13 protein-coding genes are annotated in these 15,345 nt (G+C 50.7%); 9 read left to right on the plus strand and 4 right to left on the minus strand.

Annotated features, from left to right (window positions below):
- Nucleotides 1-217 precede the first annotated feature (217 nt).
- Both alaS and FTO70_RS03400 read right to left on the minus strand, forming a co-directional pair.
- A complete protein-coding gene (gene alaS / locus FTO70_RS03395) occupies nucleotides 218-2,998 on the minus strand; it encodes an alanine--tRNA ligase (protein ID WP_255334282.1) in 2,781 nt (926 codons plus the stop codon).
- Between the two features lie 544 nt (nucleotides 2,999-3,542).
- Nucleotides 3,543-3,803: a YhbY family RNA-binding protein gene (locus FTO70_RS03400; RefSeq protein ID WP_255334283.1), complete on the minus strand. Its 261-nt coding sequence runs from the start codon at nucleotides 3,801-3,803 to the stop codon at nucleotides 3,543-3,545.
- A gap of 411 nt (nucleotides 3,804-4,214) precedes the next feature.
- Here FTO70_RS03400 and FTO70_RS03405 point away from each other — a divergent pair, with 411 nt between their 5' ends.
- From FTO70_RS03405 to FTO70_RS03420, 4 genes are all read left to right on the plus strand, one after another.
- Nucleotides 4,215-5,030 carry a winged helix-turn-helix domain-containing protein gene (locus FTO70_RS03405; protein WP_255334284.1) on the plus strand — a complete coding sequence of 272 codons (816 nt, stop codon included), beginning with the start codon at nucleotides 4,215-4,217 and terminating at the stop codon, nucleotides 5,028-5,030.
- Between the two features lie 411 nt (nucleotides 5,031-5,441).
- A complete protein-coding gene (gene feoB / locus FTO70_RS03410; RefSeq protein WP_255334285.1) occupies nucleotides 5,442-7,493 on the plus strand; it encodes a ferrous iron transport protein B in 2,052 nt (683 codons plus the stop codon).
- Nucleotides 7,490-7,654, plus strand: coding sequence for a hypothetical protein (locus FTO70_RS03415; RefSeq protein WP_255334286.1), 165 nt, complete (start codon nucleotides 7,490-7,492; stop codon nucleotides 7,652-7,654). Before feoB ends, FTO70_RS03415 begins: the two co-directional genes overlap by 4 nt.
- A 24-nt stretch (nucleotides 7,655-7,678) precedes the next feature.
- Nucleotides 7,679-7,942: a FeoA family protein gene (locus FTO70_RS03420; protein WP_255334287.1), complete on the plus strand. Its 264-nt coding sequence runs from the start codon at nucleotides 7,679-7,681 to the stop codon at nucleotides 7,940-7,942.
- Between the two features lie 115 nt (nucleotides 7,943-8,057).
- Here FTO70_RS03420 and FTO70_RS03425 read toward each other — a convergent pair whose 3' ends face one another.
- Both FTO70_RS03425 and FTO70_RS03430 read right to left on the minus strand, forming a co-directional pair.
- Nucleotides 8,058-8,513, minus strand: coding sequence for a hypothetical protein (locus FTO70_RS03425; protein WP_255334288.1), 456 nt, complete (start codon nucleotides 8,511-8,513; stop codon nucleotides 8,058-8,060).
- Between the two features lie 515 nt (nucleotides 8,514-9,028).
- Nucleotides 9,029-9,568 carry a molybdenum cofactor biosynthesis protein B gene (locus tag FTO70_RS03430; RefSeq protein ID WP_255334289.1) on the minus strand — a complete coding sequence of 180 codons (540 nt, stop codon included), beginning with the start codon at nucleotides 9,566-9,568 and terminating at the stop codon, nucleotides 9,029-9,031.
- A gap of 54 nt (nucleotides 9,569-9,622) precedes the next feature.
- Here FTO70_RS03430 and FTO70_RS03435 point away from each other — a divergent pair, with 54 nt between their 5' ends.
- The 5 genes from FTO70_RS03435 (at nucleotide 9,623) to FTO70_RS03455 (ending at nucleotide 15,323) form a co-directional block, all read left to right on the plus strand.
- Entirely contained in the window at nucleotides 9,623-10,756 is a 1,134-nt protein-coding gene (locus FTO70_RS03435) for a DUF1786 domain-containing protein (protein WP_255334290.1), read from the plus strand.
- Between the two features lie 289 nt (nucleotides 10,757-11,045).
- On the plus strand, nucleotides 11,046-11,567 hold the full coding sequence (locus FTO70_RS03440; RefSeq protein ID WP_255334291.1) for a 50S ribosomal protein L16: 522 nt from the start codon (nucleotides 11,046-11,048) through the stop codon (nucleotides 11,565-11,567).
- 89 nt (nucleotides 11,568-11,656) lie between these two features.
- Entirely contained in the window at nucleotides 11,657-12,265 is a 609-nt protein-coding gene (locus tag FTO70_RS03445; RefSeq protein WP_255334292.1) for a translation initiation factor IF-2 subunit beta, read from the plus strand.
- A gap of 264 nt (nucleotides 12,266-12,529) precedes the next feature.
- Nucleotides 12,530-13,741, plus strand: coding sequence for a radical SAM/SPASM domain-containing protein (locus FTO70_RS03450; RefSeq protein ID WP_255334293.1), 1,212 nt, complete (start codon nucleotides 12,530-12,532; stop codon nucleotides 13,739-13,741).
- Nucleotides 13,742-14,009: 268 nt separating this feature from the next.
- Nucleotides 14,010-15,323 carry a tryptophan--tRNA ligase gene (locus tag FTO70_RS03455; protein ID WP_255334294.1) on the plus strand — a complete coding sequence of 438 codons (1,314 nt, stop codon included), beginning with the start codon at nucleotides 14,010-14,012 and terminating at the stop codon, nucleotides 15,321-15,323.
- Nucleotides 15,324-15,345 lie beyond the last annotated feature (22 nt).

Below are 15,345 nucleotides of genomic sequence, written 5' to 3' on the forward strand. Positions count from 1 at the left end.
TGTTTCAGAATTGAAATGTTTCAGAATTGAAATGTTTCAGAATTGAAATGTTTCAGAATTGAAATGTTTCAGAATTGAAATGTTTCAGAATTGAAAATAGAAAAAAGAACCGGGCCTTAGACCCGGTGTCTGTTTTATTGTCCACTTTTAGTTATATTCTTATATTTTTGACTGAATCAGCCGATTATTCAGGTCGATTCATTCAAGCCGAATTAATTCAAGCCTTCTTCCCGCATGCCTCTTTCACGAGTTCAAGCCCGCGGGCAAGGGCGTCTTCGATCCTGGTAGGATCGGTCCCGCCGCCCATGGCAAGGTCCGGCTTTCCTCCACCGCCTCCACCGACGACTTTTGACATTTCCCGGACAAGGGACCCAGCATTAATTCCGCACTCGAGGGCTTTCTTGCCGGCAGATGCCACGATCTTGACTCCCCCGGCCTCGCTTATGAGGAGGGTGACAACATCCTCGTTTTTAAGGAATTCAGTGGCGATCTTCTGAAGTTCCAGGGCATCGGCGCCAGGTACGGACTCGGCAATAACCCTGAGGCCCGAAAGTTCTGCGGCGTTTCCGAGCATCCGGTAGACCCTGGCACGGGCGAGTTCTTCCTTGAGCCGCTCGTTTTCTTTCTTGAGGTCCTTCCATTCCCCGAAGAAGCGCTCGACACTTCCGGGGAGGTGATCGGGGGGTACGCTCAGGGTCTTAGAGGAATCGACCAGAAGGGACTCCATCTTCTGCATGGCCCTGACAGCAGCGGTTCCGGCTGCAAACTCGACTCTTTCCACCCCGTCCTGGATCCTCTCGGTCTTCAGGATCTTGATAGGGCCTATTATGCCCGTACTCAGGCAGTGGGTCCCTCCGCAGGCTTCCACGTCATCGCCCACTTTTACGACCCTGATCTTCTCTCCGGGGGGCACTCCGCCCTGGTAAAGCCCGAACCCATATTCCTGCTCGGCTTCGGTCCTGGGCATCCATTCAGTGACCACGCGCTTGTTTTCCATCACGGTCCTGTTTGCCAGGAGTTCGATCTGCTTCAGTTCTTCAGGGGAGATGTGCTTGTAGTGAGAAAGGTCAAGCCTGGAATGGTCCTCAAACTTCTGGGCACCGGCCTGCCAGATGTGCTTCCCGAGGACTTTCCTTGCGGCATCGTTTACGATGTGGGTTGCGGTGTGGTGCCGGGCAAGGGTCATTCTCCGCTCTTCGTCCACATTTCCTACGATGATGTCGCCTTTACCGATCTCCGGTTCCCCTTCGGGACTTTCCAGGGTATGGACTATGACCCCGTTGTAGACCTGGACGTCCACCACTTTATACACAGTATAACCGGCAGTGATTGTCCCGAGGTCAGCAGGCTGGCCGCCGCCTTCCGCATAGAAGAAGGTGCTGTCCAGCACGACGTGCCTGTCAAAGACATCCAGGACAACCGCTTCGAACTCCAGGCGTGTAGGCTCGTCATAGAAGCGGCGCTTGGTTTTGGGGAGGTGGCTGAGCCGCTCGGCAAAGGGGATTTCTTCAGCTGCCTTTTCCTCTGCCTTGTTGTGCAACTCGCCGATGATTGAATAGAAGTTGTCCGGGAACTCTACTCCCACCCCTAGTTCGGATGCAACGTCCTTTGCCATCTCGGGCGGGATGCCGTGAGAATCGTAAAGTTCGGTTAACTGGGACAGGGGAATCTTTTCCCCGCTCTTCTTGAAATGGGATGCCGACTTCTGGATAATCCTGCGGCCCCTCTCCATGGTGCTGTTGAACTTTTCTTCTTCAGACTCCAGAATGTCCTGGATGACCGGGAAGTTTTCCCTGAACTCGGGATATTCGGGCATGTTCCTGATGTGCATGTCCACGATTTCGGAGAGCGGGAGCCTGATATCCAGGTCATTCATCATGCGCAGAGTCCTTCTAAGGACCAGGCGAGCCAGGTAGCCGCCCTTGACGTTTGAGGGGATGACGCCGTCGCCCAGCATGAAAGTCAGGCAGCGGCTGTGGTCCGTGATCGCATAGACCTTTTCTACGGGTTCCATGATGGCCGAGAGCTTGTCCACGGTCATCCCTATGTTTGATGCCACCTGTTTCCGAAGTTCCAGCAGGTTTGCCTTTTCGCTTACGTCCATGAGCCCTGCAAGCCTTGCGTTCTGGGCCAGGATGTTTGCATATTCGGAGTCGTTCAGTTCGTGTTCGATCCCCGCAAGCCCCATGAGTTCGTTTACGATGCCCGGGAAAAGCGCATCATAGATGGTGGGGGAACCCTTTGAAGCCCAGACAAAACGCTCGAGCCCGTACCCGGTATCCACGATATAGTTGTCCATTTTGGAGTAGGTCTCACCCTTGATCGGGATGTCCCCGTTCTTATCAACCCGCAGGTTCATGAACACAAGGGTTGCAAGCTCGAGCCCGTGTACGATAACTTCCACACAGGGTCCGGCATTGCCGCCGCCTGCCCAGGGCTCTTCCTTGTAGGTTACGGCGAAGGGATCGACCTTAAGCGAGTTTAAAAGCTCGTCGCAGAGTTCAAGGGTATGTTCCTTCCAGTAGATCTCGTTGTCCTTCTTGTTGAAGGCGTGGTGCGCCATCATTTCAAAGGTTGTCAGGTGGCGCCCACTCCTGCCCACAGAGTCCAGGTCGTTTAAGCGGATGCAGGGCTGGGAAATTGTGAGGGGGTTTGCCGGGGGAGGGACCTGCCCTGAGGTAACGAAAGGCTGGAAGTCTGCAATGGAAGCTATGGTCAGGTAAATATCGTCCCTCCAGCGGGCAATAACGGGATAGCGATCGATCCGGGTGTGCCCACGGGCCTCAAAGAAGGAAAGGTAATACTCGCGCATCTCTGAGATATTGAATTCCCGGGAAAAAGCAGAATTCCCGATAAAGGAATAGGGGTCGCAGGGCGCATCTCCGCATGTCTCTCGGTCAAGGTCTCGCGTCCAGAAGAACGTTCCACATTTGGAGCACTGCTTCCGAACGAACCCATTATTTTTGAAAAAGTCAAGTTGATACTCATCTTCAAGCATAATAATCTCTCCGGATGCGTGGGGGTACCGTTCTGCCCCATTATACGTGAAAATAAAAGGAAAGCAGAAAAACCCCGCTCAACCGTTTCAAGGGATTTCCAAGCGCTTTAGTGTGCTTATCCGGTCATGTCATCCGATCATTAATCAGACTATTCAATCGATTATCCTGATCAGATCATCTGAACCCGATCATTCATTGGGTACGATCGCTCACTAAATACGATCATCCGTTAATCCGATGTCAGTTTACGGGAATTTACATGGACTCCGGAATGTTAACGGGTTATGTGTAAATAATTTGTATAGTTCAAATCGCTCTTGCAGCACAAATAACTTACACAACATTGGATAAATTATATAATAATTTGCATAAAGATAGCCCCATATTTACGGGCTCTAACCTATAAAAGTCAATTCTACAGAAAAACCTTATTCTTTTTTTTAAAGATAAGAAGTTTTTTTTAGCGGATGAGCGGGACCTCTATCCGCACTTTCCCCGGAAAACGGGATTCAAGGGTATGGCATCCTTACTGCCAGAACCCATTTACCTGTACAGCACCACGGTCCTTCCACGCACCTCTATCAGGGTGGACTGGGTGGCTTCTGCCAGTTCTTCAGCTATGGTTTTCAGGTCTTTTCCGGCTTCGGCGCTTTTGAGCACCTTTACCTTTACAAGCCTGTTAGCCTTTATCTGCTTCTTCAATTCTTCGATCACAGAGTCACTTACACCGAACTTCCCTATATTGAGAATCGGGGAGAGTTTGTTTGCTTCAGCTTTCAACTGGTATAGTTTGTCTTTGTCCATTGCCCTTCCTCATATCTGAATCAAGATGAAAATAACGGCCTCTCTTCGAAGCTATTTTGGAAATTATTTTGGAAATTATTTTGGAAACAATTTACCCTGGGTCATGGGCTTTCCCCTTCTCTCATCTCAACCCCTATATCAATATTTCCCGGTCAACCACCCCCTACTTAAAGTAGAATGCTCCCCCCATCTCCCAGCTACCTGAGCCGTGTGCCATAAAATGGCTGACAACAGCCCTAAAATAACGCGGCTTCCGGCCTGCTTTCTCGTGAACAAACTCTAATTAAAAAAAATTCGAAATCTTTATCATAGTTAGGTATCCACATACTACTTAGAATATAAACTCCCGTTTTAGAGCATAATCTAGAGTATAAAAACCCCATTCCGAAAAATTCTGGCTGGCGAAGGCAAATGAACCCCGGCTTAATTGACCTGATCTTGTTTTCTGAAAAGAGAAAAGCGTTTCTCTTATTCCTGAGAGAGGGACCAAAAAGCAGCAAAGAAATCCTCGACCAGCTCCAGGTCCCCCGTACTTCCATTCTCCCCCAGATAAAGAAACTAAAAGAACAGAACCTGGTAATCCACGAAGATGGAATGTACCGCCTCACCCAGATAGGAGAAATTATTGTAGAAAAAATGAAGCCCCTTCTGGAAACCCTCGATGTGTTCGAGAAGGACGAGGAGTTCTGGATTGACAGGAAACTCTCTTCGATCCCTCCCCATTTGATAAAAAGGATTAACGAGCTGGAAGACTATAACCTCATAGAACCTGACCTGAGCCATGCCTTTGACCTGAATCCCGAATTCATAAAGTACGTCTCAGACTCAAGCCGGATCCATATGCTCCTCTCCTACTTTCACCCGCAGCTCCCGATTTTGTTCCTGGAGCTCGCCGGGAAGGGCATTGAAATTTCCCTTGTCTTAAGCGAATCCGTATACTCAAGGTTTGCAGAAGATTTCGGAAAAGAAGGGGAAGAATTCCTTAAAATGAACCACACCGGCCTCTTTGTTCTGGATAAAAAAGCAACAGAAATCCCTGCAGTCATCGTGGCCTCAGACAACATAATGATCCTCGGGTTGTTCAATGAAAACGGGAGATTCGACCGCCAGTACTTAACAAGCTTTGAGCCCGATGCCATAAAATGGGGAGAAGAGCTGTTCGAGTACTATATGGGAATGGCCAGGGAAACACAAGCATGCAGGAGAAATCAAAGGTTAAGTGAATAGGAAGGTACCAGTGAATAGGGAGGTACCGGAAAATTTCAGGAAATCTGCGGGCTGGCTGCAAACAGCTGAGAGGGGCAGCAGGGCGGACCCAGCAGGGAAAGGGTTTCGAATGGACTTTTTTCAGACTTATCCTTGAGTTTTCAAACAACATTCTGAATTTTTATGAGGCTTCCATGGCACCCATACTTATAGAGATTCACAGTTAACAGCGTGAATGAGGAAGAGTGGGGCTAAACCAAAGGAGTGAAGTTGGATGAACATCAGGGCGTGATCTTTAAATATTAGGTATACCTAAATACGAACAAAAAAGTTAGGTTGCCCTAAAAAAGAGAAAGGAACATGAAATTGCCGTTCATTTATCCCGGAGCAGAGTGCTCCTGCAGGAAAAAGGGATGCAAACAGGAAAGCCGGATGCCGAAAATAGTACTTGTGGGGAACCCCAACGTAGGCAAAAGCAGCCTCTTCAACTCCCTCTCCGGGAGTTACACAGTGGTCTCCAACTACCCGGGGACCTCCGTAGAGATCAGCAGGGGAAAAGGCAGGACAGGAGAAAAGGAATACGAGATAATCGATACCCCCGGGATGTATTCCCTGCTTCCTGTAAGCGAAGAGGAGAGGGTTTCCCAGCGCCTGCTCTTTGAGGAAACACCTTTTGTCTGCCTGCACGTGGTGGACGCCAGAAACCTCAGGCGTATGCTTTCCCTTACACTGCAGCTTCTTGAGGCGGAGCTCCCCCTTATCCTCGTGCTGAACATGATGGACGAAGCAGAGGAAAGGGGAGTTGAAATAGACAGCCGAAAACTAAGCCAGCTCCTCGGGGTCCCGGTTGTTGGCACGGTCTCGAACGAAGGTAAAGGCATAAAGGAACTTAAAGCTGCAATTGAAGAGTTCAGCCCCTCAAAAACCGTGAAAAAAATCGAGTATGGTGCAGAGATCGAGCCATATCTTGCGGAAATTGGGAACCTGCCGGAAACGGGAGGAGAATCCCGCATCTCTACAAGAGCGCTGGGGGCCCTGCTGCTCCAGGAAGACAAAACAGCCCTCGAATGGGTTTGCAGGGACGAAAAATTAACCAAAGAGGCCGGATGCCCGGAAAAAAGTTTTTCCAGGCTGCAGCAGCTCACGGAAGAGGCTTCAAGAAAGGCAGGAGCCCCCCTCCACTACCTGATAGCCCTTAAGCGCCAGGAATATGTGAATGAGATCGTGGAGCAGGTGATGACCTTTTCAGGAACCAAGAATGAGACAGGAAAGGAAAAAGAAGAGGAAGAAGAGGAAATTTACGGCCCCCTTACCGGAAAAGCAAAACACGGGGCTAAAAAACTCATGCTTGCGGAGAAGGTAGACAGCATACTCACCCACCCCGTGCTCGGGATCCCGGTGCTGCTCCTGGTCCTGTACTTCGGGCTCTACCGCTTCGTAGGGGTCTTTGCAGCCGGGACGGTAGTGGATTTCCTGGAAAATACGGTTTTCGGGGAACACATTAACCCGTGGATAACCTCCCGGTTCACAGCCCTTGTGCCTTTCCCCCTGCTGCAGGACCTCTTTGTCGGGGAATATGGGATCATTACCCAGGCCGCAACCTATGCAATAGCGCTTATCCTCCCTATCGTGGGAGCGTTTTTCCTGGTGTTTTCCATTATCGAAGACACAGGATACCTCCCCAGGCTCGGCCTGCTCGTGGACGGCATGTTCAAAAAAATAGGGCTTAGCGGAAGGGCAGTAATCCCCATGGTCCTGGGCTTTGGCTGTTCCACCATGGCAACGATGGTTACCCGGACCCTTGAGACAAAGCGGGAGCGGCTCATCGCAAACCTCCTGCTCGCCCTTGCAATCCCCTGTTCGGCCCAGCTGGGAATCATCCTTTCCGTCCTTTCGGGAAGCCCGAGGGCGCTTCTGGCCTGGGCAGGCGTGATCTGCCTTGAGTTTGTCCTCATAGGATACCTGGCTTCAAAGGTCCTGCCCGGCAGGAACCCCACTTTCATCCTCGAACTTCCCCCTCTCAGGTGGCCGAAGCTTTCGAACATAGCCGTAAAGACCTACTCAAGGATGCACTGGTACTTCCTGGAAGTCCTGCCCCTCTTCGTCCTGGCCAGCGTCCTGATCTGGATCGGAAGGCTCACGGGCCTCTTTGCCCTGGCCCTGAAAGTGATGGAATACCCGACCCTCTGGATAGGCCTGCCCCCTGATGCGGCAGTGGTCTTTCTCTTCGGGTTTTTCAGGAGAGACTTCGGGGCAGCCGGGCTCTACGGGATGTATGATTCCGGAGCCCTGACGGCAGTCCAGCTCCTGGTTGCCGCAGTCACCCTGACCCTGTTCATGCCCTGCATCGCCCAGTTCATGATGACGGTAAAAGAAAGGGGGCTGAAAACCGCCCTTGCAATCTCTGCCTTCATTTTCCCCTTCGCCTTCCTCTCAGGCTATATGGTCAGCACCCTGCTGGCTGCCCTGGGGGTGAGCATGTGATCTGCCTCCTCTGCGGACACGAATTCGAGAAAGCGGATGAAACGAAATGTACCGGCTGTGGGAAATTCAGGAACTGCAGTAAGCAGTGCTGCCCCTCCTGCGGGTACGAAGTTGTAAAAGAAGCAAAGGTAATACGACTCATAAGGAGCCTGTTCAAATAATACGACTCATAAGGAGACAATCAAATGAAAATTCAAACAAAAATTGAAAACACACCTCTTTCCCCGGAGGCTACCAGGCTTTCCTCAATGGAAACGAAAAGAAGAGGAAAAATCTCCGCCCTGGAAACGAAAAACCCGGGGATCCTGCAAAAACTGATGGCAATGGGCGTCCTCCCCGGAATGCCCGTTACCCTCCTGCGAAGGGTGCCTTCCTACATCTTTGAGGTGGACCAGACCCGCTATGCAGTAGACAGGGAAATAGCAGACCACATTTACGTCAGCTACTGAACCCTGCCGGGAAAAGAAGAAAAAAGATTTATGTTTTAGCCTAAAACATAAATTTTTTGATAAAACGTGGAGGCAGAAGTTTTTGGGCAGATTTTCTCAGTGAATGTTTTGTTTTTTAAGGTTCTTGTTTCTGGGGCCCTATCCGGGTTTTGCTTTTGTGCACTTCAACTCCATCTTCGTCTTCGATCAGGACTTCGATTTCATAGCTGGTATCTGGCTTTTTCGGGACCCTCATTATAATCGGGGTATGGGTTGAAACTTCTTCGTAATAGATTTTCTCAGCACTTTCCAGAGTGGTTCCGTTTTCTTTTATTTCGAAGCTAAAGTAGTAATTGGCGGTCGCATTGGAGGCTTTAGGAATAAATAAGAAGGCAAAATGGTCGTCATACGCCCAGACCTCTTCCAGAAACACATCCCCAATCAGGCTTCTTTCCTCGAATTCTGTATATATCTCTGATGAATAATCGGATGGATAAGTGACGATAAAACTTCCCCCACCAGTGACAAAAATACCTCCGACAATTATTATCAGAAGTAAAAGAAAAGTCAACACTAATTTCAATTTTTCCATAAACCTTTCTCCCTCACATTGACTCTATATTGCTCAGGATTAATAAATATAGGACTTACGCACTTGAGGTGTGAAATAAAGCACATGAGGCCTTATCACGATTATTGTGATTATACAGTTAAGTGTTTTCCGCTTTTGTTTTTTAGTTCAACTGCGTAAGTCCTGAAATATATAACCTCAAGTATTTCTGTTCCCAATCCATTGGTCATGGTTAAGGAATTTTCCTGCCTGAAAGCTAGCTATTTTGCACTGGAAGCCTGCCTTATATTTTGCTCTCTTTACATGAAATCGAGATCTTGATCCAGTCCACAATACATTGAAAATTTAGATAACTGTTGTGGAAATGAGAGCAACTTGTCACGAATCCTCACTTAACCGAAGACGCATGAGAAGCATTCAAAAAACGCACATGATATCTTTGAATAACAGGCACAAAGAAATGAAAGTACTTAAAAGTACTTTCATGCCAAAGAGAATAATTCAAGGAAATAATTCAAGGAAATAATTTGAGGGAATTATTCCCCCACATGCCTGACAATATGTCCCGCTTCCGGGATGATGATACTGGAGAGGGCAAGCTTCACCGCGTTCGGGGACCCCGGCAGGCAGAACACGGCTTTTCCTTTTATGACGCCTGCAGCCGCCCTGGTCAGGATTACCGCGGTCCCGATCTCTTCAAGGCTCATGTACCTGAAAAGTTCCCCGAATCCAGGGATTTCCTTCTCAAAGAGGGGGGAAAGGGACTCCAGAGTCAGGTCTTTTGGGGCAAGGCCTGTGCCTCCGGTGGTAAGCACAAGGGCCGAGGGGCCGGAAAGGGCGGCGGAAACGGCTTCGACAATTGCATTTCTTTCGTCGGGGACGAGCCTGTAAAAAGGCACGGTGTGCCCGCCTGCTTCCAGGAGGTCCTTCATGGCTTTTCCGGAGAGGTCTTCCGCCTCTTCAGGAGAGGAGGCATTTCCGTATTTTTCATGCCTTGAGCTTGAAATCGTAATTACCGCAAAGGGATAGGACTTTTTGGCGTCCTTTTTGTGGATTTCGGGTGTGGATTCTTTCATACCCCCTGCTTATGAGCCCATACATTAATACTTTATCAGCTCCATGCCCAGAGTATGCGCATACTTGCAGCGGACATCGGGACAGGCACACAGGACATCCTGCTTTTTGATTCGGGAAAAGAAATGGAAAACAGCCTGGTAATGGTCATGCCTTCTCCTACACAGGTCATTGCGGAAAAGGTGAGGAAGGCAACGAGAGAAGGAAAGGATATCGTGCTTACCGGGACCATCATGGGGGGAGGGCCTTCGGGGTGGGCTATAAGGGCTCACATGGAGGCGGGCTTTTCTGTATATGCAACGGAGAAAGCCGCCCTTACAATCCACGACAACCTTGAGAGAGTAAAATCCTTCGGGGTTCGGATAGTCTCCGAAGAGGAGGCAAAAAAACTCGCCGCCTCCGGGAGTGCTGTAGAAATCGTTATGCAGGACTTCGACCCCGGGACGGTTTCAAAAGCCCTTTCAGGCTTTGAGGTCTCAATGCCCGGAAACTTTGCAGTTGCGGTGCAGGACCACGGAAACGCCCCCGACAAAAGCAACAGGGTATTCCGCTTCGAGCTTTTCAGGGAGTTCATAGAGAAAGGAGGGGAACTTGGACGTTTCGTCTATAGGCCTGAGGAAATCCCGGCAGCCTTCACCCGCATGAAAGCCCAGGCTGACTCCCTCCTGAAAACAACCCTGAGAACAGAGGATGCCACGGAGCCCCGGGCGGTATTCATGGACACCGGGCCTGCCGCAATCTTCGGGGCGCTCACGGACCCTGCGGCCCTTCAGCCCGCGCTTGTGGTGAACATAGGAAACGGGCACACTCTCGGGGCGCTTGTGATTGAAAACAGGGTAACTGCCCTCTTTGAGCACCACAGTTCCCTCATGGACCCGGAAAAACTGCAGGACTACATAATCAGGCTTGCTGACGGAAAACTAGGGTTTGACGAGGTCTTTGAGGACGGAGGACACGGGGCGTATGTAAAGGAAGCCCCGGGCTTTGAACAAGTGCGCTCGGTAATGGTAACCGGCCCGAAAAGGGGGATGCTTGAGAAACTTTCCGGACAGGAAATCCGGCCCGAGATTTCAAAGAAACTGCATTTTGCCGCACCTTTCGGGAGCATGATGCTTTCGGGCTGTTTCGGGCTTCTTGCAGGATTTTTTGAGAAATACCCGGATACATCAATAAAACTTATAAACCACTAAGTAGTAGGGAGTAAGTCACCTAAGCCCGGGATATATAAAAATTCATAGACTGCAAAGGGTTCAGGCCCGGAAACCCCCTCCGGAGGAACTCGATAATGCGGGAGGTCCCTGCCCGCCCGGGGTTACAGATAAATGTAAATATAGGCAGGTATCTTTATATGCACATATCTCCATGCTAAACGGTTTGCCAAGCAGTTTTTTGCTAATGTCGTGCAAACACTTCCAGCCGGAAACAGTTCTATTATAAGAAATTACAATCAAAATCATCACTTTCAGGAGAATCAAGCTAATGGTACGAAAGCCAGCAAGTATGTACAGGAACGTGAAGCAGCGCTCCTTTACCAGAAGAAAGTACATGGGCGGTGTCCCCGGAAGCCAGGTCATTCACTACGACATGGGAGACAAGTCAAACACAACTTTCCCGGTCAAGATTTCCCTGCTTGCAGAGGAGAGATGCCAGATCAGGCACACTGCCCTTGAAGCAGCCCGTATTACTGCAAACAGGCACCTGATTGCGGACACCGGAAGGCAGGGCTACTACATGAAGCTCCGTGTCTACCCCCACGAAGTCCTCAGGGAAAACAAGCAGGCAACCGGCGCCGGTGCAGACCGTGTGTCCAGTGGAATGCGCGGGGCCTTCGGCAAGAACGTCGGGACCGCAGCAAGAGTGGATTCCATGCAGAAGATCTTCACCGTGGCAGTGCCAAAGGAAAACTTCGCAGCCGCAAAGAAGGCACTCTGGCATGCCGGGCAGAAACTGCCAACACCTTGCAGAATCGTTATCGACGAAGGGGCCGAACTGGTACTCTAAACCGGTTCGGAGCTGTAAAGCTCCCCTAACCGAAACGGCAACAATGAGAATTACAGAGCAGCCAGAACTGCCACAAAGAGGAATTACCGATGTATGATTACGAAGAGCTTTTGGACCGTGCAATGACCAAAATGCCGGAGACCGAAACTACTGATGCTCGATTCGTAATCCCCGAACCCAGACTGTTTTCCGAAGGAAAAACCACTATCCTGGACAACTTTGGAAACATTGCAGACATCCTTAACCGGGACCCTGACCACCTGATGAAATACCTTACCAGGGAACTTGGGACTGCAGGGAAGATAGAAGGCACACGTGCAGTCTTTCAGGGGAGGTTTACACGAGCTCAGATTGCGGACAACATCCAGGCCTACGTAGACGAGTACGTCATGTGCTCGGAATGCGAGCGTCCCGATACCCAGCTTGTCCGGGTGGACAGGGTGCTGATCCTGAAGTGTTCCGCATGCGGTGCCCACAGGCCCGTCAAAAAGAGAAAGGCAACTAACGTAGTCGTAAGAGAAGCCATTGAAGAGGGCGGAATCTACGAACTCCGGATTGATGCCGTGGGCTCCAAAGGTGATGGGATAGCAAAGATGGACAAGTACACGGTTTTCGTACCCGGAGCCGCAAAGGGCGACGTGGTCAAAGTAAAGATAAAGAAAATTAGCGGAAACCTCGCCTTCTCAGAGAGGGTCTGAGGTCCAACCTTTTTCTTTACACACTTTTTCAAGAGAAGTTGCCCGGGCCGGTTACATCTGCACTTTATACCCTCACCCGGACAGCTCCCAACCTTACTTTTTCAGCTTTCCTGCTTTTTTGGACCTGATATGTATTTCAGGATGCAACGGATACGGTTGTTCAGGCCTTTTTTCAAATTCGGACCTTTCTTGAGCTGTACATCCAAACAAAACTTACGGCCGGTTTAAATAGGAGCCGGTCAAATCAGGAACCTGTGAGGAAAAATGACTCCTGAGAAAAACAATCTACAGGAAATGCCTTCAGCCGGGAAAAAAATCGAACTCCTCTCTGTCCCCGGCCTGTCGGTGAACCTTCAGCATTCAGGGAAAGCCCTGGAACTTGCAGCCAGCGGCACCTTGAAAGCCGCATGCAGCCCCATCCTCAAAAAGATGAACGCACGGCTGCGCGAGGAAAAACCTGCCCTTGTGCAGGGAGACAGGGTCATTGCCTCGGCCTGGCTGCCCCCGATCCCGGGCCCGGCTTTCAAGCGGCTGCTCTTTGCAGAAATGCAGATCGCCCTTGGAAAATACGTTCCTGAAACCGTCTCCATCGAGCTTACCCGCCAGAACAGCGCAAGATACCCCCCGGGCACGGTTGCAGACGAACTGGACGTCAAGACTTTAAAGAGGGTCATTGACGAAGCCCTGGACCTTGGCGCCTTCATCATCACGTTTACGGAAAATGACCCCCTGCTCCGGGACGAAGTTTTCGAGCTTATAGAGTACGTGGACAAAACCCGGGCAATTGTGAACTGCTCCACGTGGGGTACGGACTTTTCAAAAGAAACCGCTCTCCGCCTGAAAGAGGCCGGGCTCCATGCCCTGATGGCAGGCATCTACTCAACAGACCCGGAAGAGCACGACACAGCAAGGAAATCCGCAGGAGCATACGAAAAGGCTGTCTCGGCCATTAAACTGGGGCTTGACGCCGGACTCATGGTCGCAATGACAACACATGCCTCTCCCTCGAACATGCAGGAACTTCCGGCCCTCTACGCCCTTGCAGCAGAACTCGGGGTGCAAGAGTTTTCGGTCTGGGAAGCCATGCCGAAAACCAGGGACGAGCCTGCAGTCACGGACGAAGACCGGAAAACTATCCTTGAGATGTACCACAGGATAAATTCGGACCCGAAAGGCCCCCGGATGTTTGCAAACACCTATTTTGAAGGGCAGATGCTGGGCGCCATGGCAGGCCGGCGCTGGATGCATGTCACAGCGGAAGGGGACGTAAAGCCCAGCCCATATCCGCCTTTCAGTTTCGGGAATGTAAAAGAAGAAACCTTAAAAGACATCTGGCAGAGGATCAGAAACTGCCCTTATTTCCAGAGGCAGAAGAGCCTGAGCCCCATGCACGACCCGGAATTCCTGAAGTTTGTGGACAGGATACCACCGGGGGCAAAACTGCCCTATCCTTTTGAAGAGGTCTGCCGGAATTAAGCGTTTGAATTGAGCGTTTCTTTTAAAATTAATTTCGACCCATCCGGCATTACGGCTTTTTCCGGCCGGCTCGAAGGTATCTCTTTTTAATGGTCATTCCCGGCCCGGGTGTCTTAAGATAAACATTTACATATTAGCAGGTATTTTTAAAGAGCAGTTCAGTTGAGACTGAAACTTACATCCGAATTCAAATATCCGAATTCAAATTCAGTAAAAAGCTGCCTTTCTGTGGCTCTTCCCCGGGAAACGGCAGCCAATGAGGGACTTTATGGATACGAAACTTGACCCCTGGAGTTCAAACGACATTACCGACTACTCCAAGTTATTCGAAGAATTCGGGATTTCCCCCTTTGAAAACGTGCTTCCGGAAATCCCCTCCCCGCACAAGTACATGCGGAGAAAAGTCATCTTCGGGCACCGGGATTACGAACAGATTGCACAGGCTATGAGGACAGGTGCCCCTTTTTCGGTCATGGACGGTTTTATGCCCTCCGGAAAGGTCCACCTCGGGCACAAGATGGTCATGGACCAGATCGTCTGGCACCAGGAACAGGGAGCCAGCGCCTTTGTGGGGATCGCAGACAGGGAAGCGTTCTCAGTCAGGGGATTTTCCTGGCAGAAGTGCAGGGAAATCGGGGTCGAGGAGTACATTTTAAGCCTTATCGCCTTCGGGTTCAAGCCCGACGGCCTTATTTACTTCCAGTCAGGGTGCGAAAGCGTCAAGGACCTGGCATTCGAACTCGGAGCAAAAGTCAACTTCTCGGAACTTGGGGCTATTTACGGCTTTTCCGGGGAGACAAACCTCTCCCACATGCTCAGCGTAGCGACCCAGGCCGCAGACATCCTCCAGCCGCAGCTTGAAGAGTACGGCGGGCCAAAACCCGTTGTGGTGCCCGTGGGCCCTGACCAGGACCCCCACCTTCGGCTTACGCGGGGACTTGCCGGCAAGATGAACATGTTCAGGGTCGAAGAACGGGAAGACACAAAAACCGGCAGGAAATATCTGAGCGTCCGGGGAAAAGCCGCCCCAGCGGAAGCCTTAAAAGCCCTGCAGAAACGCATCCCCGGCAAGGTCAAGCTCTATGAAGGGCACCTGGACGTGCTCGAGTATCCCGACCGCGCAGGGCTCGAGAAAATTGTAGGGGAAGTGGCAACCGAATACGGAGGCTACGCCTTCGTCCCCCCGGCTTCCACCTACCACCGCTTCATGAGCGGGCTGCAGGGCGGAAAGATGTCAAGCAGCATCCCGGACAGCCACATCGCCCTTACGGACGACCCGAAGGAAGGGGCAAAGAAGGTCAAGCGGGCAAAGACCGGGGGCTGTGTGACCCTCGAAGAGCAGAAAAAACTGGGCGGAAAACCAGATGAATGCTCGGTCTTCGAACTGATGCTCTTCCACCTGCTTGAAGACGACGACGAACTCCTGGAAATCCGGGAAGAATGCGTCGCAGGAACACGGATGTGCGGCTCGTGCAAGCAGCTTGCAGCCGAAAAGATGCAGGAATTCCTCAAAGACCACCAGGAAAAGAGGGAGCTTGCCCGGGAACAGCTCGGGGAATACAGGATCGTGTACAAAAAATAAATTATTCATGAAATTATCAAAT

It is taken from the genome of Methanosarcina sp. KYL-1, assembly GCF_024372725.1.
GTDB lineage: Archaea > Halobacteriota > Methanosarcinia > Methanosarcinales > Methanosarcinaceae > Methanosarcina.

Coding starts and splice junctions, on each gene's coding strand:
- alaS (WP_255334282.1), bottom strand. CDS start 2,998: ATGCTTGAAGATGAGTATCAACTTGACTTTTTCAAAAATAATGGGTTC.
- FTO70_RS03400 (WP_255334283.1), bottom strand. CDS start 3,803: ATGGACAAAGACAAACTATACCAGTTGAAAGCTGAAGCAAACAAACTC.
- FTO70_RS03405 (WP_255334284.1), top strand. CDS start 4,215: ATGAACCCCGGCTTAATTGACCTGATCTTGTTTTCTGAAAAGAGAAAA.
- feoB (WP_255334285.1), top strand. CDS start 5,442: ATGCCGAAAATAGTACTTGTGGGGAACCCCAACGTAGGCAAAAGCAGC.
- FTO70_RS03420 (WP_255334287.1), top strand. CDS start 7,679: ATGAAAATTCAAACAAAAATTGAAAACACACCTCTTTCCCCGGAGGCT.
- FTO70_RS03425 (WP_255334288.1), bottom strand. CDS start 8,513: ATGGAAAAATTGAAATTAGTGTTGACTTTTCTTTTACTTCTGATAATA.
- FTO70_RS03430 (WP_255334289.1), bottom strand. CDS start 9,568: ATGAAAGAATCCACACCCGAAATCCACAAAAAGGACGCCAAAAAGTCC.
- FTO70_RS03435 (WP_255334290.1), top strand. CDS start 9,623: ATGCGCATACTTGCAGCGGACATCGGGACAGGCACACAGGACATCCTG.
- FTO70_RS03440 (WP_255334291.1), top strand. CDS start 11,046: ATGGTACGAAAGCCAGCAAGTATGTACAGGAACGTGAAGCAGCGCTCC.
- FTO70_RS03445 (WP_255334292.1), top strand. CDS start 11,657: ATGTATGATTACGAAGAGCTTTTGGACCGTGCAATGACCAAAATGCCG.
- FTO70_RS03450 (WP_255334293.1), top strand. CDS start 12,530: ATGACTCCTGAGAAAAACAATCTACAGGAAATGCCTTCAGCCGGGAAA.
- FTO70_RS03455 (WP_255334294.1), top strand. CDS start 14,010: ATGGATACGAAACTTGACCCCTGGAGTTCAAACGACATTACCGACTAC.